Annotated in this window: 15 protein-coding genes; all 15 read left to right on the top strand. The window is 70.9% G+C overall.

Features of this window, described 5'->3' with window-relative positions; translation table 11 throughout:
* Positions 1–2: 2 nt before the first annotated feature.
* On the top strand, positions 3–2,153 hold the full coding sequence (locus VNF07_07910; protein HVB06148.1) for an ATP-binding protein: 2,151 nt from the start codon (positions 3–5) through the stop codon (positions 2,151–2,153).
* Between the two features lie 72 nt (positions 2,154–2,225).
* Positions 2,226–3,032 (top strand): DUF4157 domain-containing protein, encoded by an 807-nt coding sequence (locus tag VNF07_07915; GenBank protein HVB06149.1) that lies wholly within the window; start codon positions 2,226–2,228, stop codon positions 3,030–3,032.
* A 240-nt stretch (positions 3,033–3,272) separates the two neighbouring features.
* The gene (locus VNF07_07920; protein ID HVB06150.1) at positions 3,273–4,799 is read left to right on the top strand and encodes a phage tail sheath family protein; all 1,527 of its coding nucleotides are present in this window, start codon (positions 3,273–3,275) and stop codon (positions 4,797–4,799) included.
* Positions 4,800–4,923: 124 nt separating this feature from the next.
* Positions 4,924–5,370, top strand: a complete 447-nt coding sequence (locus VNF07_07925) for a phage tail protein (GenBank protein ID HVB06151.1) — start codon at positions 4,924–4,926, stop codon at positions 5,368–5,370.
* A gap of 110 nt (positions 5,371–5,480) precedes the next feature.
* On the top strand, positions 5,481–5,876 hold the full coding sequence (locus VNF07_07930) for a hypothetical protein (protein HVB06152.1): 396 nt from the start codon (positions 5,481–5,483) through the stop codon (positions 5,874–5,876).
* Positions 5,873–6,031, top strand: coding sequence for a DUF6760 family protein (locus VNF07_07935; GenBank protein HVB06153.1), 159 nt, complete (start codon positions 5,873–5,875; stop codon positions 6,029–6,031). The genes VNF07_07930 and VNF07_07935 overlap by 4 nt, the downstream gene beginning before the upstream one ends.
* A gap of 281 nt (positions 6,032–6,312) precedes the next feature.
* A complete protein-coding gene (locus VNF07_07940; protein ID HVB06154.1) occupies positions 6,313–9,333 on the top strand; it encodes a hypothetical protein in 3,021 nt (1,006 codons plus the stop codon).
* A gap of 9 nt (positions 9,334–9,342) precedes the next feature.
* Complete coding sequence (locus VNF07_07945) at positions 9,343–9,783, top strand: phage tail protein (GenBank protein ID HVB06155.1); 441 nt, start codon at positions 9,343–9,345, stop codon at positions 9,781–9,783.
* Positions 9,784–9,800: 17 nt separating this feature from the next.
* A complete protein-coding gene (locus VNF07_07950) occupies positions 9,801–10,763 on the top strand; it encodes a LysM peptidoglycan-binding domain-containing protein (protein ID HVB06156.1) in 963 nt (320 codons plus the stop codon).
* A gap of 9 nt (positions 10,764–10,772) precedes the next feature.
* Positions 10,773–12,545 carry a VgrG-related protein gene (locus VNF07_07955; GenBank protein HVB06157.1) on the top strand — a complete coding sequence of 591 codons (1,773 nt, stop codon included), beginning with the start codon at positions 10,773–10,775 and terminating at the stop codon, positions 12,543–12,545.
* Positions 12,546–12,556: 11 nt separating this feature from the next.
* Positions 12,557–12,955: a GPW/gp25 family protein gene (locus tag VNF07_07960; protein ID HVB06158.1), complete on the top strand. Its 399-nt coding sequence runs from the start codon at positions 12,557–12,559 to the stop codon at positions 12,953–12,955.
* A 2-nt stretch (positions 12,956–12,957) separates the two neighbouring features.
* Positions 12,958–14,907: a putative baseplate assembly protein gene (locus VNF07_07965; protein ID HVB06159.1), complete on the top strand. Its 1,950-nt coding sequence runs from the start codon at positions 12,958–12,960 to the stop codon at positions 14,905–14,907.
* Complete coding sequence (locus VNF07_07970; GenBank protein HVB06160.1) at positions 14,904–15,443, top strand: phage tail protein; 540 nt, start codon at positions 14,904–14,906, stop codon at positions 15,441–15,443. The genes VNF07_07965 and VNF07_07970 overlap by 4 nt, the downstream gene beginning before the upstream one ends.
* On the top strand, positions 15,440–17,032 hold the full coding sequence (locus VNF07_07975) for a hypothetical protein (GenBank protein ID HVB06161.1): 1,593 nt from the start codon (positions 15,440–15,442) through the stop codon (positions 17,030–17,032). The genes VNF07_07970 and VNF07_07975 overlap by 4 nt, the downstream gene beginning before the upstream one ends.
* A gap of 50 nt (positions 17,033–17,082) precedes the next feature.
* The coding region (locus tag VNF07_07980) for a hypothetical protein (GenBank protein ID HVB06162.1) at positions 17,083–17,347 on the top strand (265 nt) is incomplete at its 3' end.

A 17,347-nucleotide genomic window follows, 5' to 3' on the forward strand; every position in this document is an offset into this window, starting at 1 on the left:
CGATGGTGCAGCTCTCGGACCGTCCCGGACGGCGCGCCGCCGGCACGCCGCGCGCTGCCGGCGAGCCGGCCCCGCCCTCCGCGGAGGAGGACACCAGCCTCCACCTGCGCCTGCGGCTCTCGCTCCTCGAGGCGCGCGTGCGCGCCGCGGTCGCGGCGCGCCGCGAGGTCGACCCGAACCCCGACGACGCATTCAAGGGCCTCTACGTCTCGGACGAGGACGTCGAGCGGCTGCTGGCCGGCGGCTGGCCGGAGCTGCCCGAGCCGACTGCCGAGTTCGCCGAGTCGCGCGAGCGCGTCGAGGAGGCCTTCGCCCCGGGGGCGAACGCCAGCCGCCTCACCCGCCTCGCCGAGCGCTTCGCCCTCAGCCCCCTCGATGTCGACCTGCTCGTCGTCGCGGTCGCCCCCGACCTCGACGGTCGTTTCGAGCGCCTCTACGGCTACCTGAACGACGACGTCACCAAGCGCCGTGCCACGATCGGCCTCGCCCTCGAGCTCTGCGGCGAGCAGGTCGGGAGCCGCGAGGGCAGGAGCCGCCTCAGCCGCCTCGCCCCGCTCGTCGCCGGCGGGCTGATCCTCATCGAGGAGCAGGACCACCCCTTCCTGTCGCGCTCGCTGCGCGTTCCGGACCGGGTCACCGCCCACCTCCTCGGCGACGACCGCCCCGACCCCGAGCTCGCCCCGCTGCTCGTCCGCGAAGCGCCCCCGGTGGTCGTCGACGAGGCCCCGCTGGCGCGCGTCCTCGCGGCCGGCGCGGCGCTCGTCTACGTCCGCGAGAAGGCGGGCTCGGCCGGCCGCGCCCTCGCCGTCGCCGCCCTCGGCGCGGTGGGGGAGCGCTCCCTCGACCTCGACCTCGCCCGCCTCGAGCCGGACGCGGACATCGCCGGGGTGGCGCGCATCGCCGGTCGCGAGGCGCGGCTCATCGAGGCGGGCCTCGTCGCCGGGCCGCTCGAGGCCTTCTCGGGCGGCCCCCGCGAGCAGGAGCGCGCCGCGGTGCGGGCCTTCGCCGAGCTCGACGCGACCGTCATCCTCCTCGGGCGCTCCGCCTGGGACCCCGCCTGCTCGCAGCGCGTCCCGCTGCTCCTCGACGCGCCGATGCCGGCGAGCGAGCAGCGCCTCGAGAGCTGGAACGTGAGCCTCGGCGGCGTGCTCGACGACGAGGAGGCGCTGTCGGAGTCGCTCGCCGCCTTCCGCCTCGCCCCCGAGCAGATGGCGCGCGCCGCCGAGGCGGCGAAGTGGCAGGCGACCCTCGCCGGCGCCCCCCTCTCGGCTCGCCACCTGCGCTCCGGCGCCCTCGCCCAGAACGCGGCAGGCCTCGAACGGATGGCGCGGCGCATCGAGCCGGGGGTGGGCTTCGAGGACCTCGTGCTCCCGACGCCGACGCTGCTGCTCTTGCGCGAGCTCGTCGCCCGCATCCGCCACCGCGAGACCGTGCTCGGCGAGTGGCAGCTGCGGCCGGGCGGCGGCCGCGGCACCGGGGTGACCGCGCTGTTCGCCGGGGAGTCCGGGACCGGCAAGACGATGTCCGCGGAGGTCATCGCCGGGGAGCTCGGCCTCGAGCTCTACACCATCAACCTCGCGACCGTGGTCGACAAGTACGTCGGTGAAACCGAGAAGAACCTCGAGCGCATCTTCTCCGAGGTCGACGGGGTGAACGGCGTGCTCCTCTTCGACGAGGCGGACGCGCTCTTCGGCAAGCGCTCCGAGGTCCGCGACGCGCACGACCGCTACGCGAACATCGAGGTCGCCTACCTGCTGCAGCGGATCGAGACCTTCGACGGCCTCGCGATCCTCGCCACCAACCTGCGTGCCAACGTCGACGAGGCCTTCACCCGTCGCCTCGACACCGTGGTCGACTTCCCCTTCCCCGATGTCGACCAGCGCAAGATTCTCTGGCTGCAGTGTCTCGGCGCGCAGATCCCGACCGACGCCGACGTCGACCTCGACTTCCTCGCCGACGCCTTCGAGCTCTCGGGCGGCAACATCCGCTCGATCGCGATCACCGCCGCCTACCTCGCGGCGGAGCGCCGCTCGTCGCTGTCGATGGGCGACCTCGTGCGTGCCGTGCACCGCGAGTACCGCAAGCTCGGCCGCCTCTCGGTGCGCTCGGAGTTCGGGTCGTGGTACGACGCGCTCGAGGAGGAGCCGAAGTGATCCCGCAGCCGAGAGATTTCCCCCGACGCGTCCGCGCCGGGACCGGTAACGTTTCGGTCGAAGGAGGCCGCGATGTCGAGAGCCTTTGAAGACGCCGATTTCCTCGCAGCGAACGAGCTCGAGAAGAAGCCCGAGCCGGCGCCGAAGGAGTCGGCCGCGCACGCGACGGGCCCCGCCACCCAGCGCCAGAGCATGAACGCCACCTCGGTGCTGCGACTGCAGCGCTCGATCGGCAATGCCGGCACTGCCGCCTACCTGCAGCGTGACGAGGCCGAGGGTGCCCAGCGCTCGCCGGTGCACGGCGTCATCGGCTCCGGCGGCGGGACATCGCTCGACGCCCCGACGCGCACCACGATGGAGCAGCACCTGAAGACGGACCTCTCCGATGTCCGCCTGCACGTCGACCGCGAGTCCGCCGAGTCCGTGCAGGCCGCGGCGTACACGGTCGGCAACGACGTCGTGCTGCACCCGGACCACTTCTCGCCGGGGACGCCCTCTGCTCAGCGCACCCTCGCCCACGAGCTCACCCACGTGGTGCAGCAGCGCTCCGGCCCGGTCGACGGGACGCCGCGCGAGGGCGGGATCAAGGTCTCTGATCCGAGCGACCGCTTCGAGCGTGAGGCCGAGAGCAGCGCGGAGAGCCTGATGACCGCGACCCAGCGCCAGACGCCTTCCCAGGCCTCCGCGGGGCCGTCGGTGCAGCGGGTCAGCCTGCAGCGCGAAGAGGAGTCCGACGAGGCCGAGGTCCAGGAGCTCCCGCTGCAGCAGATCTCGCTGCAGCGCGAGGGCGAAGAGGAGTCCGACGAGGCCGAGGTCCAAGAGCTCCCCCTGCAGCGCGAAGGGGAAGAGGAGATGGACGAGGGCGACTCCGAAGGTTGAGCCGTGCGGGCGTAGCTTCCCGCGCAACCGCTCACTCCGCGGCATCGCGGCGCCGAACGACCCGCGCCGAAAGCCCCGGCCCACCGGCAACAACTCACTCCAGGTGGGTTGCCCGAGGTGAAGGGAATGCCCGATCGGGAAAGGTCGCTCTCCCGAACGGGCGCCCATCCGGCATGGAATGCCTGCCGGGCGGCATCGATGATGTGCAGGTTCAAAAGAGTCTTCTAGGAGGGAGTGTTCATGCCCACGTATCTGTCTCCCGGCGTCTATGTCGAGGAGCTCGAGTCCGGCTCTCGTCCCATTGAGGGTGTCGGAACCGCGGTGGCGGCCTTCGTGGGCCTCGCCGAAAAGGGTCCGTTCAATACGCCCACCCTGGTGACGAACTGGAGCCAGTACGTCCAGAACTTCGGCGACATGGTCGAAGGCACGTACCTGGCTCTGTCGGTCTTCGCGTACTTCCAGAACGGCGGTGGCACCGCCTACGTCGTGCGCATCGGCGGCGGCGGCGCCGTGCAGCCGGCGGTCGCCGAGCTGACCTCGGGCGGCGAGAGCCCCCTCAGTGCCTACAAGCTCACCGCGAGCGAGGCCGGCAGCGTCGGCAACGACATCACCGTCACGGTCGCCGACTCCGAGGCTGCGGCCGGTGAGGAAGGTGCCTTCAAGATCACGGTGAAGCAGGGCGACACGGTGGAGCACTTTGACCCGGTGAGCACCCGTCGCGGCCGCACCAACGTCGTCACCGTCGTGAACGCGACTTCGACGCTCATCCGTCTCGAGGAGACGAGCCGCACTGCCGTCGAGGCGGTCGCCCGCGGCGAGGTCACCCTCGCCGGCGGCGGCGAGTCAGCGCCCGAGAGCATGAACGCCGGGGACTACGTCGGCGACTCGGCGGCCCGTTCGGGCGTCGGTGGCCTCGAGGCCATCGACGAGGTCACGATGCTCGTCGTCCCGGACCTCATGAGCGCTCACGAGAAGGGTCTCATCGACCTCGAGGGCGTGAAGGCCGTGCAGCTCGGGATGATCGCCCACTGCGAGCTGATGGGTGACCGGCTGGCGATCATCGACCCGCCGCCCGGGCTGAATGCCCAGGGCATCAAGGACTGGCGCGTCGACACCGCCGGCTACGACTCCAAATACGCGGCCCTCTACTGGCCGTGGGTGAAGGTCTTCGACCCCGCCTCGGGCACGAACACGTTCATGCCTCCTTCGGGCCACATTGCCGGGATCTGGAGTCGCAACGACGACAACCGCGGCGTGCACAAGGCACCGGCGAACGAGGTGATCCGCGGCGCGATCGACATCGAGCTGAACATCACCAAGAACGAGCACGACCTACTCAACCCGATCGGGGTGAACGCGATCCGCGCCTTCCCCGGCCGTGGCATCCGAGTCTGGGGTGCGCGCACCCTCTCGTCGGACGCGGCGTGGCGCTACATCAACGTACGGCGCCTGTTCAACTACCTCGAGGAGTCGATCCTCAGTGGTACCGACTGGGTGGTCTTCGAGCCGAACGACCGCGCGCTGTGGGCCAAGATCCGCCGCACCATCGCCTCGTTCCTCGTGAACGAGTGGCGCAAGGGCGCCCTCTTCGGAGCGTCGCCGGCGGAGGCCTTCTACGTGAAGTGCGACGACGAGACCAACCCGGCCGAAGGGATCGACGCCGGTCAGGTCGTCTGTGAGATCGGTCTCGCCCCGGTGAAGCCCGCCGAGTTCGTGATCTTCCGTCTCTCGCAGTTCTCGGGCGGCTCGAGCCTCGTCGCGGAGTAGCCGGCACGCCGTGGTGCGGGCTTCGGCCCGCGACGCGGAGTCCAGCCGCCGCGAGGCGGCAGCGTTTTCAAACTCGGAGATCACAACACCGGACTAGGACCGGAAACCCAAGGAGGGAGACCCCATGGCACTGCCAGATTTCGACACTGGTGTCGGATGGTCCTTCGGACTCGACATCGACAACATCGAGATCAAGGAGATCCAGGAGATCAGCGGGCTGAAGCTCGAGGTCGACGCGATCGAGATGAAGCACAACACCAGCGATGGCAAGTACATCAACAAGAAGCTGCCGGGCCGGATGAAGTCCGGTGAGATCACGCTGACGCGTGGTGTCACTTCCGACCTCAAGTGGCACGATTGGATCAAGCTGGTGATGAACGGTGAGATGTTGCCCGCCCGGAAGAACGGGACCATCAACATCTACGACTACCTCGGCACCGTTGTGCAGTCGTTCAAGTTCGTGAACGGCTGGGCGAAGAGCATCGAGTACGGGACCCTGAAGGCGGGTGACACCTCGGTTCTCACCGAGAAGCTCACGATCTCGCACGAAGGTCTCAGCTCCTCTCAGTGATGCGTCGCGGTCCGGCCGGCACGCGGCCGGAGGAGGACGGCGGAGAAGAAATGGAGGAGTTCTTCGAGCCGGGGGGGTCGGTCGCGGCCCCACCGCAGGCGGAGGTCCCCGTGGCCGAGGTCGACCACGGGCTCCGCACGGAGTTCGACTTCGTCTTGCCACGCGGTTTCGTGGACGCGTCCGGCGCGGTGCACCGCACCGGCCGGATGCGTCTCGCTACCGCCCGTGACGAGCTCCTCCCGCTGCACGACGACCGGGTGCGGGCGAACCCGCCCTATCTCACCGTCGTACTGCTGGCGCGCGTGATCACCCAACTCGGGACGCTCGAGGCGGACTACGTCACCGCGCAGATCGTGGAGAACCTCTTCGCGTCGGACCTCGCATTCCTCCAGGACCTCTACCGTCGGATCAACTCCGAGGGCCACACGCTCGCCGCGGTCACCTGCCCGGCGTGCCACGAGCGCTTTTCGGTCGATCTGGCCGGTGGTCGCCTGGGGGAATCGTGACGTACGCGACCGACCGTCTCTATGAGGAGGTCGCGTACGTCGCTTACCACTTCCATTGGTCGCTCGAGGAGATCCTCGACCTCGAACACACCACTCGCCGGCGTTTCGTCGACGAGATCGGCTCGATCAACCGTCGGCTCTCCGGTGAGGGCTAGCGCGGCAGACAGGTAGCCCGTTGCGCCTCTGGCCATTTCGCTCCGCTTCGGCGTCCGACGAGCCGTCCTCCGATGAGGACGGCTCGGTCGCTCCCGGTGATGACGCGCCCGATCACGCGGTCGCGCCCCCCGACGCGCCCGTGGCGCAGCGCAGTGTCCTTGAGGCACCCCCGGCTGCCCCGGCACCACCCGAAGCCGCCGCCCCGGAGACGCTCGCCGAGACCGAGCCGGCCGATCCGGGCTGGACCGAGCTGACCCCGATCGCCTCTTCGATTCCGCCGATGCCACGCATCGCCTCCGCGCACTTCAGCGAGGACCTCGCGAGCTGGAAGAACCCGACGGTCTCGCTGCTCCCGCTCTCGCACCGTCGCTCGGAGGCCGACCCCGCCGGTGAGGTGACCGGGATCGCACAGATCCAGCCCACCGAGGCTCCCTCGGGGCCGGTGGACGCGCCACAGCGCGGAGCGCTCGACCTCCGTCCACAGCCGAGCGCTCCCGTGCAGCGCGAGGCGGCGACTGCGGCGCCGGCGCCACCGAGACCCAGCCCCACGATCGTGAGCGCCCCGACGCCGGTCGAGGCCGCGCCCGCGCCCATTCCATCCGCGTCCCCTCCCACGGAGGGCGCGGCCGTAGAAGAGCACCCAGAGGAGACGGCCCCCGCCCCCGCCGCCGAGTCGGCGGCACCCGTGGCGCCGCCCGTGGAAGCGGTACCGACCTCACCGACGGGCCTTGCCGTGGTGCGGGTCGAGCCGGTGGTAGGAGCGGAGGCCCTCCCTGAACCTCCGTCGATCTTCGTCGAGGTTGCCCCGCTCGAGGAGACTCCAAACGTCGGTCCGGCGGCAGAGTCGGTCACACCACTCCCGGAGCTCCCTCTCGTCGCCCCCGCCGCGAGCGGCCGCACTGAAAGCGCCGAGTCGCTCGTCGAGGCCCCGCCCGCCCCCGAGATCCAGCGGATCGAGCTCGGCGCGGTCGCCGCGCCAGCTCCGGGCGGAGTCGCAGCGCCGGAGCCCTCCGCCCAGGCACCTCTCGTCGGTGAGGAGCCTCCGCTCGTGGACGGTGCCGGCTACCTCGACGCGGCTCCTCCCGAGCAACAAGACGCGGCGCTCCCCGACCTGCCGCTCGTGACGCCCGCGGAGACGACCGCAGACGCCGCCGCAAGCGCGCTCGCGAGCGCAGTGAGCCTGCCCGCGCCACCGTCGGCGTTCGACGCGAGCGCACCGGCGCCACCATCACTCCCACCCGAGGCCGTCGATAATGGGCCCGTCGGCCCCGCTGCTCCGCCCGTAGCGGCCGCTGACGAGCCCGATGCGCCGACGGTCGGCACGACGCCGCTCTCCGAGCTCCCACCCGTGCTGCCGGTCGTCGAGGCGCCGCGGCCGACCCTGCTGCGCGACGAGTCGCCGCCGCTCGTCTACCGCGAGCTCGGGGCAGCGCACGCCAGCGTCGAGCGCGCGGCGCCTGCGTTCGAGGCACTCGCCGCGCCGGAAGGTCCCGTCGCGGCGCCGCCCACGATCCAGCGCGAGCCCCTCGCGGTGTCGGCGCCCGCGCCGCCCGCGACACCGGCCGCTCCGACGGCGGCGACGCCCCCCGGCACCTCAGCAGCCCCCGAAAGCGGCGCGCCGCTCCTCGGGGAGCGGCCGATCGAGCCCTCCCTTTCCGCGGAGCCCGAGGTGGAGGCGGACTCGCCGAGCGGGGCTGATGCCTCGGAGCCGACGCTCGACCTTGCCGGGACCGAGGGCGGGCGTGGCGGCAGGCGTGGGATCGGGGAGCCGCTCGTCGAGCTCCCCGAGACGGCACGACCCTTCTTCGACGTGTCGCCCGCCGCCGACGCTGCGGCGTTGTACGCGGCCGCCTTTGATCTTCCCCTCCAGCGCGAGCCGCTCGCCGCTCCCGCCGCAGCCTCTCCGGTGCCTGCGGCCGCCCCCGAGACCCCCCCCACCAACATGGAGGGTGCGGTCCCGCTCGAGGAGCTCGCCTGGGACGCCCCGAGTGAGCAGTTCACCGACGTCGCGCCGCCCGCCGCGGCGGGTCGCTCGCTCCCGACGCTCGGCGAGCGCCCGCTCGCGCTGTCGCTCCCCGACGACGAGCTCGCACCCGAAGAGGAGGCCGAGGGCGCTGCCCCGCCGCCGGCGCTCGTCCTCCAGCTCCTGTCCGTCGGCGAAGCCGTCTCCCACAGCGCCGTCGTCGGCGACACTCGCATCGCTCCTGCGCAGTGGCCCTGGCGGGCGCCCGCGAGCGCCGCGCCCGCAACGGTGCAGCGTCAGACGCCGCCGCCGTTCGTCTCCGCCGCTTCCTCGGCGATGCCACCGGCCGCGTCGCCGGTGGGTGGCGGCTCCTTCAGCCTTCCGCCGCCGCCCGACTCCTCGGGCGCACCGGCTGCTGCGGCGAGGAGCGCCTCGGCGCCCGTGAAGCCGACCTTCCTCCCGCCGGTGCTCGGCGCGGCGCGTTCCGCCGCCCAGCCCGCCGCCGCCCCGCCGCCGGCGGTGCAGCGTCTCTCCGTCGACGGAGGTGTGACCCCGCCGCGAGACTTCGCCCCCCACGGCACCGAGGGCGGCCAGCCGTTCGCTTCGCCGTCGATCACGGCGGAGCCCGCCCCCGAGCCGTTCGGCGGCGAGGAGCCGCTCGCGCTCGCTGCGCCCCTCGGGGCCGAGCCGATTGCGCGCCCGTCGTTCTCCGGCCCGGAGATCCCGCCGTCGCCCGCCGTGCGGGTCGCGCTCGAGCCCGCCAGCCGCCTGCCCACCGCCTCCACGCCGCTGCAGCGCAGCGCCCTCGGTACCGCTCTCCCCACGACCTCGCTCACCGGCCTCCCCCGCGGCGAGCTCCCCCTCGGTGCCCCGCAGGCGGCCAGCTCCGCCGCCCCCAGGGCGACCGCCACCCTCGTCGCCACCGAGATCGAGCGCCCCTCGTTCAGCGTCCAGCCGCTGCCGCTCTCGGCCGTGCCCCAGGCGCAGGCGACCGTGCAGACGAGCTCGCTCGCGGCCGCGCCGCAGGGCGCCTTCGCCCCGAGCGCGCCGATCGTCCGCAGTGGCACCCAGGAGGCCGAGCCCCCGACGGTGCAGCGCTTCCTCGGCCAGCTCGCCGCGAACTTCATCGGCAACCCGTTCTCGAGGAAGAAGCCGGAGCCGGAGGCGGAGCCCGAGCCCGAGCCGGAGAAGGACGAGCCCGCTGCCGAGGGCGAGCTCACCGCCGAGGCGGCGCGCACCCTCGCCTCCAAGATCTACCCCTACATCAGTCAGAAGCTGAAGGCCGAGCTCGGCCGCGACCGTGAACGGGCCGGGATGATCACCGGCCTGCACCGTTAGAGGGACGAAGTGAGCAGCGATCCAGATTTCGACACCGTTCTCAGCGTCTACTTCAGCCTGGTCATCGACTCCTGGGACCTCGGAATGTTCATCACCTGCTCCGGGCTCGGGATGGACATGGGCGTCACCACGATCGAAGAGGGAGGCGGCGGGATGAACGTCTTCCCTCGCCGCGGACGGGTGAAGTACCCGAACCTGCAGGTGACGCGGCCGATCGGCCCCGACACGCACAAGACGATGGCCTGGTTGCAGGCCTCGGTGAACGCCACCTCGCTGTCGACCGCCGAGCTCACCGCGCTCTCGCCTTCGATGACCCCCATCTTCACCTGGCAGCTCTCGGGGGTCCTCCCCGCGAAGTGGACCGGGCCGTCGTTCGACGCCGGCAATCCGCAGCAGGCGACAGAGACGCTCGAGCTCGCCTACGGCGCGATCATGCTGGGCCAGGCTTAGGCAGGGAAGGAACGAAAATGAGCGATCTCGGGAGCACCATCACCTCCAACGCCGACAGCGTCGCGAGCACCGCCAGCTCTGACGCCAGCAGCGCCGCCAGCGCCTTCCAGAACCAGGGAGTCGTCGCGGGCCTCAGCAACGTCGGCGACTCGGCAGAGACCGGCGCCGACAGCATCCTCTCGGGGGGCAACCTGCAGCGCGCCTACCTGCTCATCCTCCCGCCCTCCTCGCCTGCGGGCGGCATGGCCGCCGCGGCGCTCGGCGCGGCGGGGATCGCGGCCGAGGACATGGCCGGCGCGTCGGGCGGGGCGACGAACAGCTCGGTCGCGAACGGCGCCGAGACCCAGTTCTCCGGCACGGTCGGCAACCGCATCGACTTCATGTTCAACCCGAAGGAGTACAAGGTCGAGAAGTCGGCCTCCTGGAGCCACGAGATCGACGCCGGCTCGCGGCCGACCGCCACGCCGGTCTGGAAGGGCTCCAAGCAGCGCTCGCTGTCGATGGAGATGATCCTCGACACGACGACGGGCGACCAGCGGAGCATCCAGACCGATGTCGAACTGCTCTTCTCCTGCCTGCAGCCGACCATCCTCTCGCTCGTCATGGAGTCGCCGTCGCCGCCGTTCGTGATCTTCGGCTGGGGCGAGTCGCTGTCGTTCCTCGCCTACATGGAGAGCGTCTCCGTGAACTACCAGCTCTTCCTCCCGAACGGCACCCCGGTGCGCGCCACCTGCAGCCTCTCGATGAAGGAGATCCCCGTCGGCCTCGCCAGCCAGAACCCGACCTCCGGTGGTCGCGCGCGCCGCACCCGCCGTCTCGTCGCCGGCGACACGCTGCAGTCGATCTCCCAGCGTGAATACGGCAAGCCGACGATGTGGCGCGCGATCGCGAGCGCGAACGGCATCGAGGACCCGACGCGCGTCGCCCCCGGCACGACCGTGCTCATCCCGCCGCGCTCCGACGCGGCGTCGACCAGCTAGGACGCGGCGATGGACACGCAGTGGACCGCGAGCCTCATCATCCTCATCGACGGGACCCCCCTCGACCCGGTGGTCGGCGACCTCCTGCTGCGCTGGACGCTCGACACGAGCGTCCACCTGCCGGACATGTTCGAGCTCACCTTCCGCGACCCGGCGCGCAACGTGGTCGAGCTTGGCTTCTTCCTGCCGGGCACCGAGATCATCCTCTCGATCGACGCCGGTGAGGGCTTCCCGCACCCGATCATGATCGGCGAGGTCAACGCCTGGGAGCTCGAGTTCGACGAAGAGGGCCCGAAGACGACGATCCGCGGCTTCGACCTCACCAACCGGCTGATGCGCGGCAAGAAGGTGCGCACCTACCAGATGATGATGGCCTCGGAGATCGTCGAGGAGATCCTCGCCGAGAACGGCATCGAGCTGAACGAGATCGACCCGACCGACGACATCTACCAGTACAAGGCGCAGGCGGGCGTCACCGACTGGGACTTCATCCAGATGCTGGCGATGGACAACGGCTACCGCGCCTACATGCAGAACGGGGTCTTCCGCTTCAGCCCGATCATCCCGCCGATCGCCGGCGACGTCCCCGGGACGCTCGAGTTCAGCCTCCCGACCGAGCTCGTGCTCGGTGCCGGCCTCGTCCGCCTCCGTTCGGTGGTGCGCTCGACCGAGCAGGTCGAGGACGTGACGGTGATGGGGTGGAGCCCGGTCGAGTTCGCCCCGGTCGTCGGGATATCCCCCGCGGAGGCGATCGGCACCGAGATGCTCACCCAGCCCGAGGAGCTCTCGAGCATCGAGGGCGCGAACACCTTCATGAGCCTCTACTTCGCGACCGACGACGAGGACGAGGCGGAGACCAAGGCGGCCGCGCTCGGCAACCAGCTCGCCGAGTCGTACGCGGAGATCGAGGGCGAGTCGACCGGCAACCCCTCGCTGCTCGCCGGCGTGGCGATCAACCTCTCGGCGGCGGGGGAGCCCTTCGACGGCGCCTACACCCTCACCTCGGCGCGCCACAGCTACAGCCCGCTCACCGGCTACACGACGACCTTCACGGCCTCGGGCTGGCAGGACCGGACGATGCTCGGCCTCGCGAAGGGGCCGGAGATCGGCTCCACGCCCATCCCGCACCGCATGCCCGGCGTCTGCTCGGCGACGGTGATCAACTGCCGCGACCCCGAGGACCAGGCTCGGGTGCAGGTGCTCTTCGAGTGGATGGGCCCGGAGGCGATCAGCGGCTGGATCCGCTGCGCCCAGGTCGGCGCCTCCGAGGCCTTCGGCTTCCTCTGGATCCCCGAGGAGGGCGACGAGGTCCTCGTCGCCTTCGAGCACGGCGATCCCTCGAAGCCGGTGATCATCGGCTCGCTCTACAACGTCGTGATGGAGGCCGCCCCCGGCCCCGAGACGATCGACGAGGCGAGCGGCCTCATCAACGAGCGGCAGATCCGCTCGCGCTTCCAGCACAACATCACCTTCTATGACTCCGAGGAGACGAGCGGCATCATGATCGCCACCGGCGACGAGGTGCAGGGGATCTTCCTCAACATGGAGGAGCAGTCGCTCAGCATCTACAACCTCGACGGCTCCCTCGAGATCATGGGGACCGACGTCATCATCAACGCCGAAGGGGACCTCACGCTCGCCTCCGAGGGGGAGCTCTCGATCTCCGGGGCCTCGGTGAACATCGAGGGCGAGGGTGACGTGACGATCAACGGTGCCTCGATCGAGATCGCCGGCGACGCCGACCTCTCCATCGACGCGCCGATCGTCATGATCAACGGTTAGGGGAAGTCCCAATGGCGGAGGAGTTCATCGGCCAAGGGTGGGGCTTCCCGCTCTCCACGACCTCGAGCGGTGCGATCGCGCTCGTCTCGGGGGACCGGGAGATCTCCGAGTCGATCCGCATCATCCTGTCGACGGCCCAGGGCGAGCGGCCGATGCGACCGGACTTCGGCTGCGGCATCCACGACCACGTCTTCGCCCCCGCCGACGCGACGACCGCCGGTGTCATTATCTACGAGGTCCAGCGAGCGCTGGCCCGCTGGGAGCCGCGCATCACGGTGCTCGACGTCCAGGTGAACCTCGACCGGGCGGACGACGCGGTGGTCTACATCTCCATCAACTACTCAAAGCGCGGCACCAACGACCCGCGCAACCTCGTCTTCCCCTTCTACGTCATTCCTGAGGAGCGTTGAGCGTGCCGTTGCCCGTTCCCAATCTGGACGACCGTCGCTTCCAGGACTACGTCGACGACGCGAAGCGCTACGTCCAGCAGAACTGCCCGGAGTGGACCGACCACAACGTCTCGGACCCCGGTGTCACGCTCATCGAGACCTTCGCCTTCATGATCGACCAGCTCACCTACCGGCTGAACCTCGTCCCGGACCGCAACTACCTGAAGTTCCTGGAGCTCATCGGCGTCCGCCTCTTCCCGCCCTCGGCGGCGCAGGCACCGGTGACCTTCTGGCTCTCCTCGCCGCAGACCAACCCGGTGGTCGTCCCCCGCGGCTCGCGGGTGCAGACCCAGCGGGTGGACCGCGAGGAGCCGATCGTCTTCGAGACCCTCGCCGAGCTCACCATCCAGTCGTCGGGGATCTCGCGCGTCGTCTCGCACGGCATCGAGGAGTTCGCCGTCTTCGACCACACCGACCGCCTCGAGCTCGAGGACTTCGACGCCTTCGGGGCGGTGCCGATCCCCGGCGAGGCGCTGCTCATCGGCCTCAGCGAGGCGGCGCCCTCGAACGTCGTCGCGCTCCGCTTCCGCGCCCACGTCGTCGGGGTCGGCGTCGACCCCGAGAACCCGCCGCTCGCCTGGGAGGCCTTCGACGGCACGGCCTGGCACCCCTGTGAGCTCGAGCGGGACGAGACCGGCGGCCTCAACCAGCCGGGCGACATCATCCTGCACGTCCCCCCCGAGCACGACGTGGCGCTGATCGACGGCCAGCGCGCCGGCTGGCTGCGCTGCCGCGTCACCCAGCCGGACGAGGGCCAGCCCTTCTACTCCGCCTCACCGCGCATCGAGACGGTGAGCGCGTTCGTGATCGGCGGCACCACCACCGCAGTGCACGCGCAGGTGATCGACGACGAGCTGATCGGCATCTCCGAGGGCGTCGCCGGCCAGAGCTTCCAGCTCCGCCAGCGCCCCGTCGTCTCCTCCTCGGTGCCGCACGTGCTCGAGGTCGCGGGCGGCGACGGCTGGGAGGAGTGGACCGAGGTCGACACCTTCGCCGCGAGCGACGAAAACGACCGCCACTTCATCTTGGACCGCGTCGCCGGCGAGATCGTCCTCGGGCCGGTCATCCGCCTCGAGGACGGCTCCACCCGGAACTACGGCCACGTGCCGCCGAAGGGCGCGCCGCTGCGGCTCCGCCAGTACCGCTCGGGGGGCGGCGAGAAGGGGAACGTCTCGCGCGGCGTGCTCGCGACGATGAAGACCCAGATCCCCTTCATCGCCCGCGTCGAGAACCGCCTCCCCGCCGGCGGCGGCGTCGAGGGGGAGGAGCTCGAGAACGCGAAGGTGCGCGGCCCGATCAGCCTGCGCACCCTCGGGCGCGCCGTCACCGTCGAGGACTACGAGATCCTCGCCCGCCAGTCGGCCGCCGGCATCGCGCGCGTCCGCTGCGTGCCCGCGACCGAGGAGGACCCGCACGCCGGCGTGCGCATCCTCGTCGTCCCCGCGATCGCGGACGACGCCGACGGGACGATGCCCTTCACCCGCCTCGCCCCGGCCGCGGCCCTCCTCGAGCAGGTCGCCGTCTCCCTCGACCAGCGGCGGGCGGTCGGCGCGCGAGTGGTGGTCGAGCCCCCTTTCTTCCAGGGCGTCACGGTCGTCGCCCAGGTGCGGGCGCGCAGCTTCGCCGACCCCGGCCGGGTGCGCCTCGATGCCGCCACCGCCCTCTACCACTTCCTGCACCCGATCCACGGCGGAGCGGACGGGGCCGGCTGGCCCTTCGGCCGCCCCGTGCACGCCGGCGAGGTCTACGCCGTCCTGCAGCGGGTGGGCGGCGTGGAGCTCGTCGAGGCCGTCCAGCTCTACCCCGCCGACCCGGTGACAGGCGAGCGCGGCCTCGTCACCCAGCGCCTCGAGATCGCGGCGAACGCGCTGCTCTTCTCCTACGGCCACGAGGTCCGGGTGATCGGGCCGTGAGGGGGAGCGTCGACGGGCTCCCGAGCCCGTACCGGTTCGCCGAGCTGCTGCCCGCGATCTACCAGGAGGACGAGTTCGTCCAGCGCTGGATGCTCGGCTTCGACGCCGTGCTCGCGCCGGTCGCCGCCACCCTCGACAACATCGAGTCCTACTTCGACCCCGCCCTCGCGCCGCAGGACTTTGTCGCCTTCCTCGCCGGCTGGGTCGGCGTCGAGCTCGACGAGACCTGGTCCGACGACGCGCGACGCGAGCTCGTCAACCGCGCCGTCGAGCTGTTCAAGATCCGCGGTACCGTCGAGGGCCTTCGCCAGCACGTCGCGATCTACGCCGGCGTCGAGCCCGAGATCGAAGAGAGCGGCGGCTGCACGTACTCGTTGGAGCCCAACTCGGCGCTGCCCGGCGAGGGAACGCCGCGTCTCGTGGTGCGCGTCCGCGTCCCGGGGGACTCGCTGATCGACGAGGGGCGCCTCGACCGCCTCGTCGCCTCGGCGAAGCCGGCGCACATCCCGCACCGCGTGGAGGTCGTCCGCACGTGATCATCTGCAAGGCCTGCGGCCACCGCAACCCCGACGAGGAGGACTTCTGCTCCTCGTGCGGCCGCTACCTCGAGTGGGCCGGCGAGCACGTCGAAGAGGTTCCCGAGCCCGAGCCCGAGCCGGAACCGGAGCCCGAGCCCGAGCCCCCTCCCCCTCCCAGCTTCTTCACCCGCGTCCGCAGCAAGCTCGGCTTCCCGCCCAAGCCGAAGGTCGACCCCGCGGACGAGTGGCGCGAGCTCGGGGCGGCGAGCCCCCCCGCCGACGCGACCGCGCCCGCGGAGGCGAGCGCGCCCTCCGCCACCGCTGAGGCTGAGGGCGGCGGGGAGCTCGCGGGGGAGGCCGCCGCCCCGGCCGCTCCGGCGCTCAGTGAGGACGGCAAGGCGATCGAGAAGCCACCGGACACCGTCGCGGTGCCGGTCGTGCGCGCCGACTCGCTCGCCGGCTACCGCGACGACGCCGACGACCTCGAACGCGAGCTCGCGCTCACGCCGCCCGGCTCGAGCGCGCAGGACGTCGCGGCGCTCGGCTCGGCGCCGCAGTCACTCCTCGACCCCGCCTCGACGGCCCCCCGTCGCCCCGGAGAGGCCGTCTCGGCCGGCCCCGGCGGCAGGGGTGGAGCCGACTCCGCCTATCTCGCCACCGGCGCCACCGAGGTGGTCGACGGGCGATCGGACCGAGGCCTCGCGCTCCGTCGGCCGACGGAGCTGCCGCGCAACGAGAGCGCACGCCGGCGCGGCGCGCTCGGCGGCCCCGGGGGGCCTGACCTGCAGGTGACGCCCAGCCCGGGCGACGTCTTCTGCCCGTCATGCAACCAGTTCAACTCCCCGACGAGGGTTTACTGCCGACGTTGTGGCACGCAATTGCCACGTGTTGACGACGACGTCGACCCGCAATACCGGGAGCTCAGTTTTTGGCATCGGCACTTCCACAAGGACACCCGGATTGTCCCCGCCGGAGGACGCCCGGGGAAGTGGGGCAGGGCCGCAAGCGGGGGTTTCGGGTCGGAGCGCTACATGCGCTACGCGGCGCGCGCTGGGACATTCCTCATCGGGCTAGGTATCATCCTCTCTTTCTTGGGGCCAATAGCGGCACCGCTCCGAAACTGGTATTCGGGCTTTGCCCGATCCATCTTCAATAAGGTCAACATCTCCTACACCCAGCAGTTCGCGATCGGTGCCAATGCAACCACTAGTTACCCGAACCATCCTGCGGGAAACGCCGTCGACGATGGGAACAACACCTACTGGCAGTCGTTGCCGAGCAAGAAGGTCCACGGCGCGGGCCAGTCGATCACCGCGGTCTTCAGCCAGAAGACATCGATCTACTACATCGGGCTCCTCTCGGGAGCCGGCCCGAGCGAGCAGGCCTTCCTCTCAGAGGCGCGTCCCAAGAAGGTCCTCATTAGTTTCTTCCCGAAGTCGGCCGGCGCTCCGCGGACCGAGACGTTGAAGGACCAATCCGCCTTCCAACGTCTCAACGTCAAGGTCAACGGCGCCCAGTCGATGACCGTCAAGGTCCTCACCGTCTACCCGTCCGACAAAGGCAACGGCGTTGCCATCACCGAGATCGAGTTCTTCCAGCGCTCGTGAAGTTCCGACAAGCCCAATCGGCAACTCTCTCCCTCACCCGCAGTCGCGCGGTGACCTTGGCCTTTGCGGTCGCGCTCGTCGGCGGGACCGTGCTGATCCCTGAGACCTCGCTGCTCGCCGGTACCGTCGGGGGACTCGACGTCACCTACGCGGGGGGCATCGCGACCGCCCAGAACACGAGCGGGACCGCGTTCGCGGGGAGCGTCTCGGCGGTCACGACCGACTCCAACGGTGACGGGGTGATCGCCGGCCAGTACGGCGGCAACGGCGAGCTCGCCGTGGCGCGCTTCCTCACCACCGGGGCAGCCGACACGA

The organism is Acidimicrobiales bacterium (assembly GCA_035533595.1).
Classification (GTDB): Bacteria; Actinomycetota; Acidimicrobiia; order Acidimicrobiales; family Bog-793; genus DATLTN01.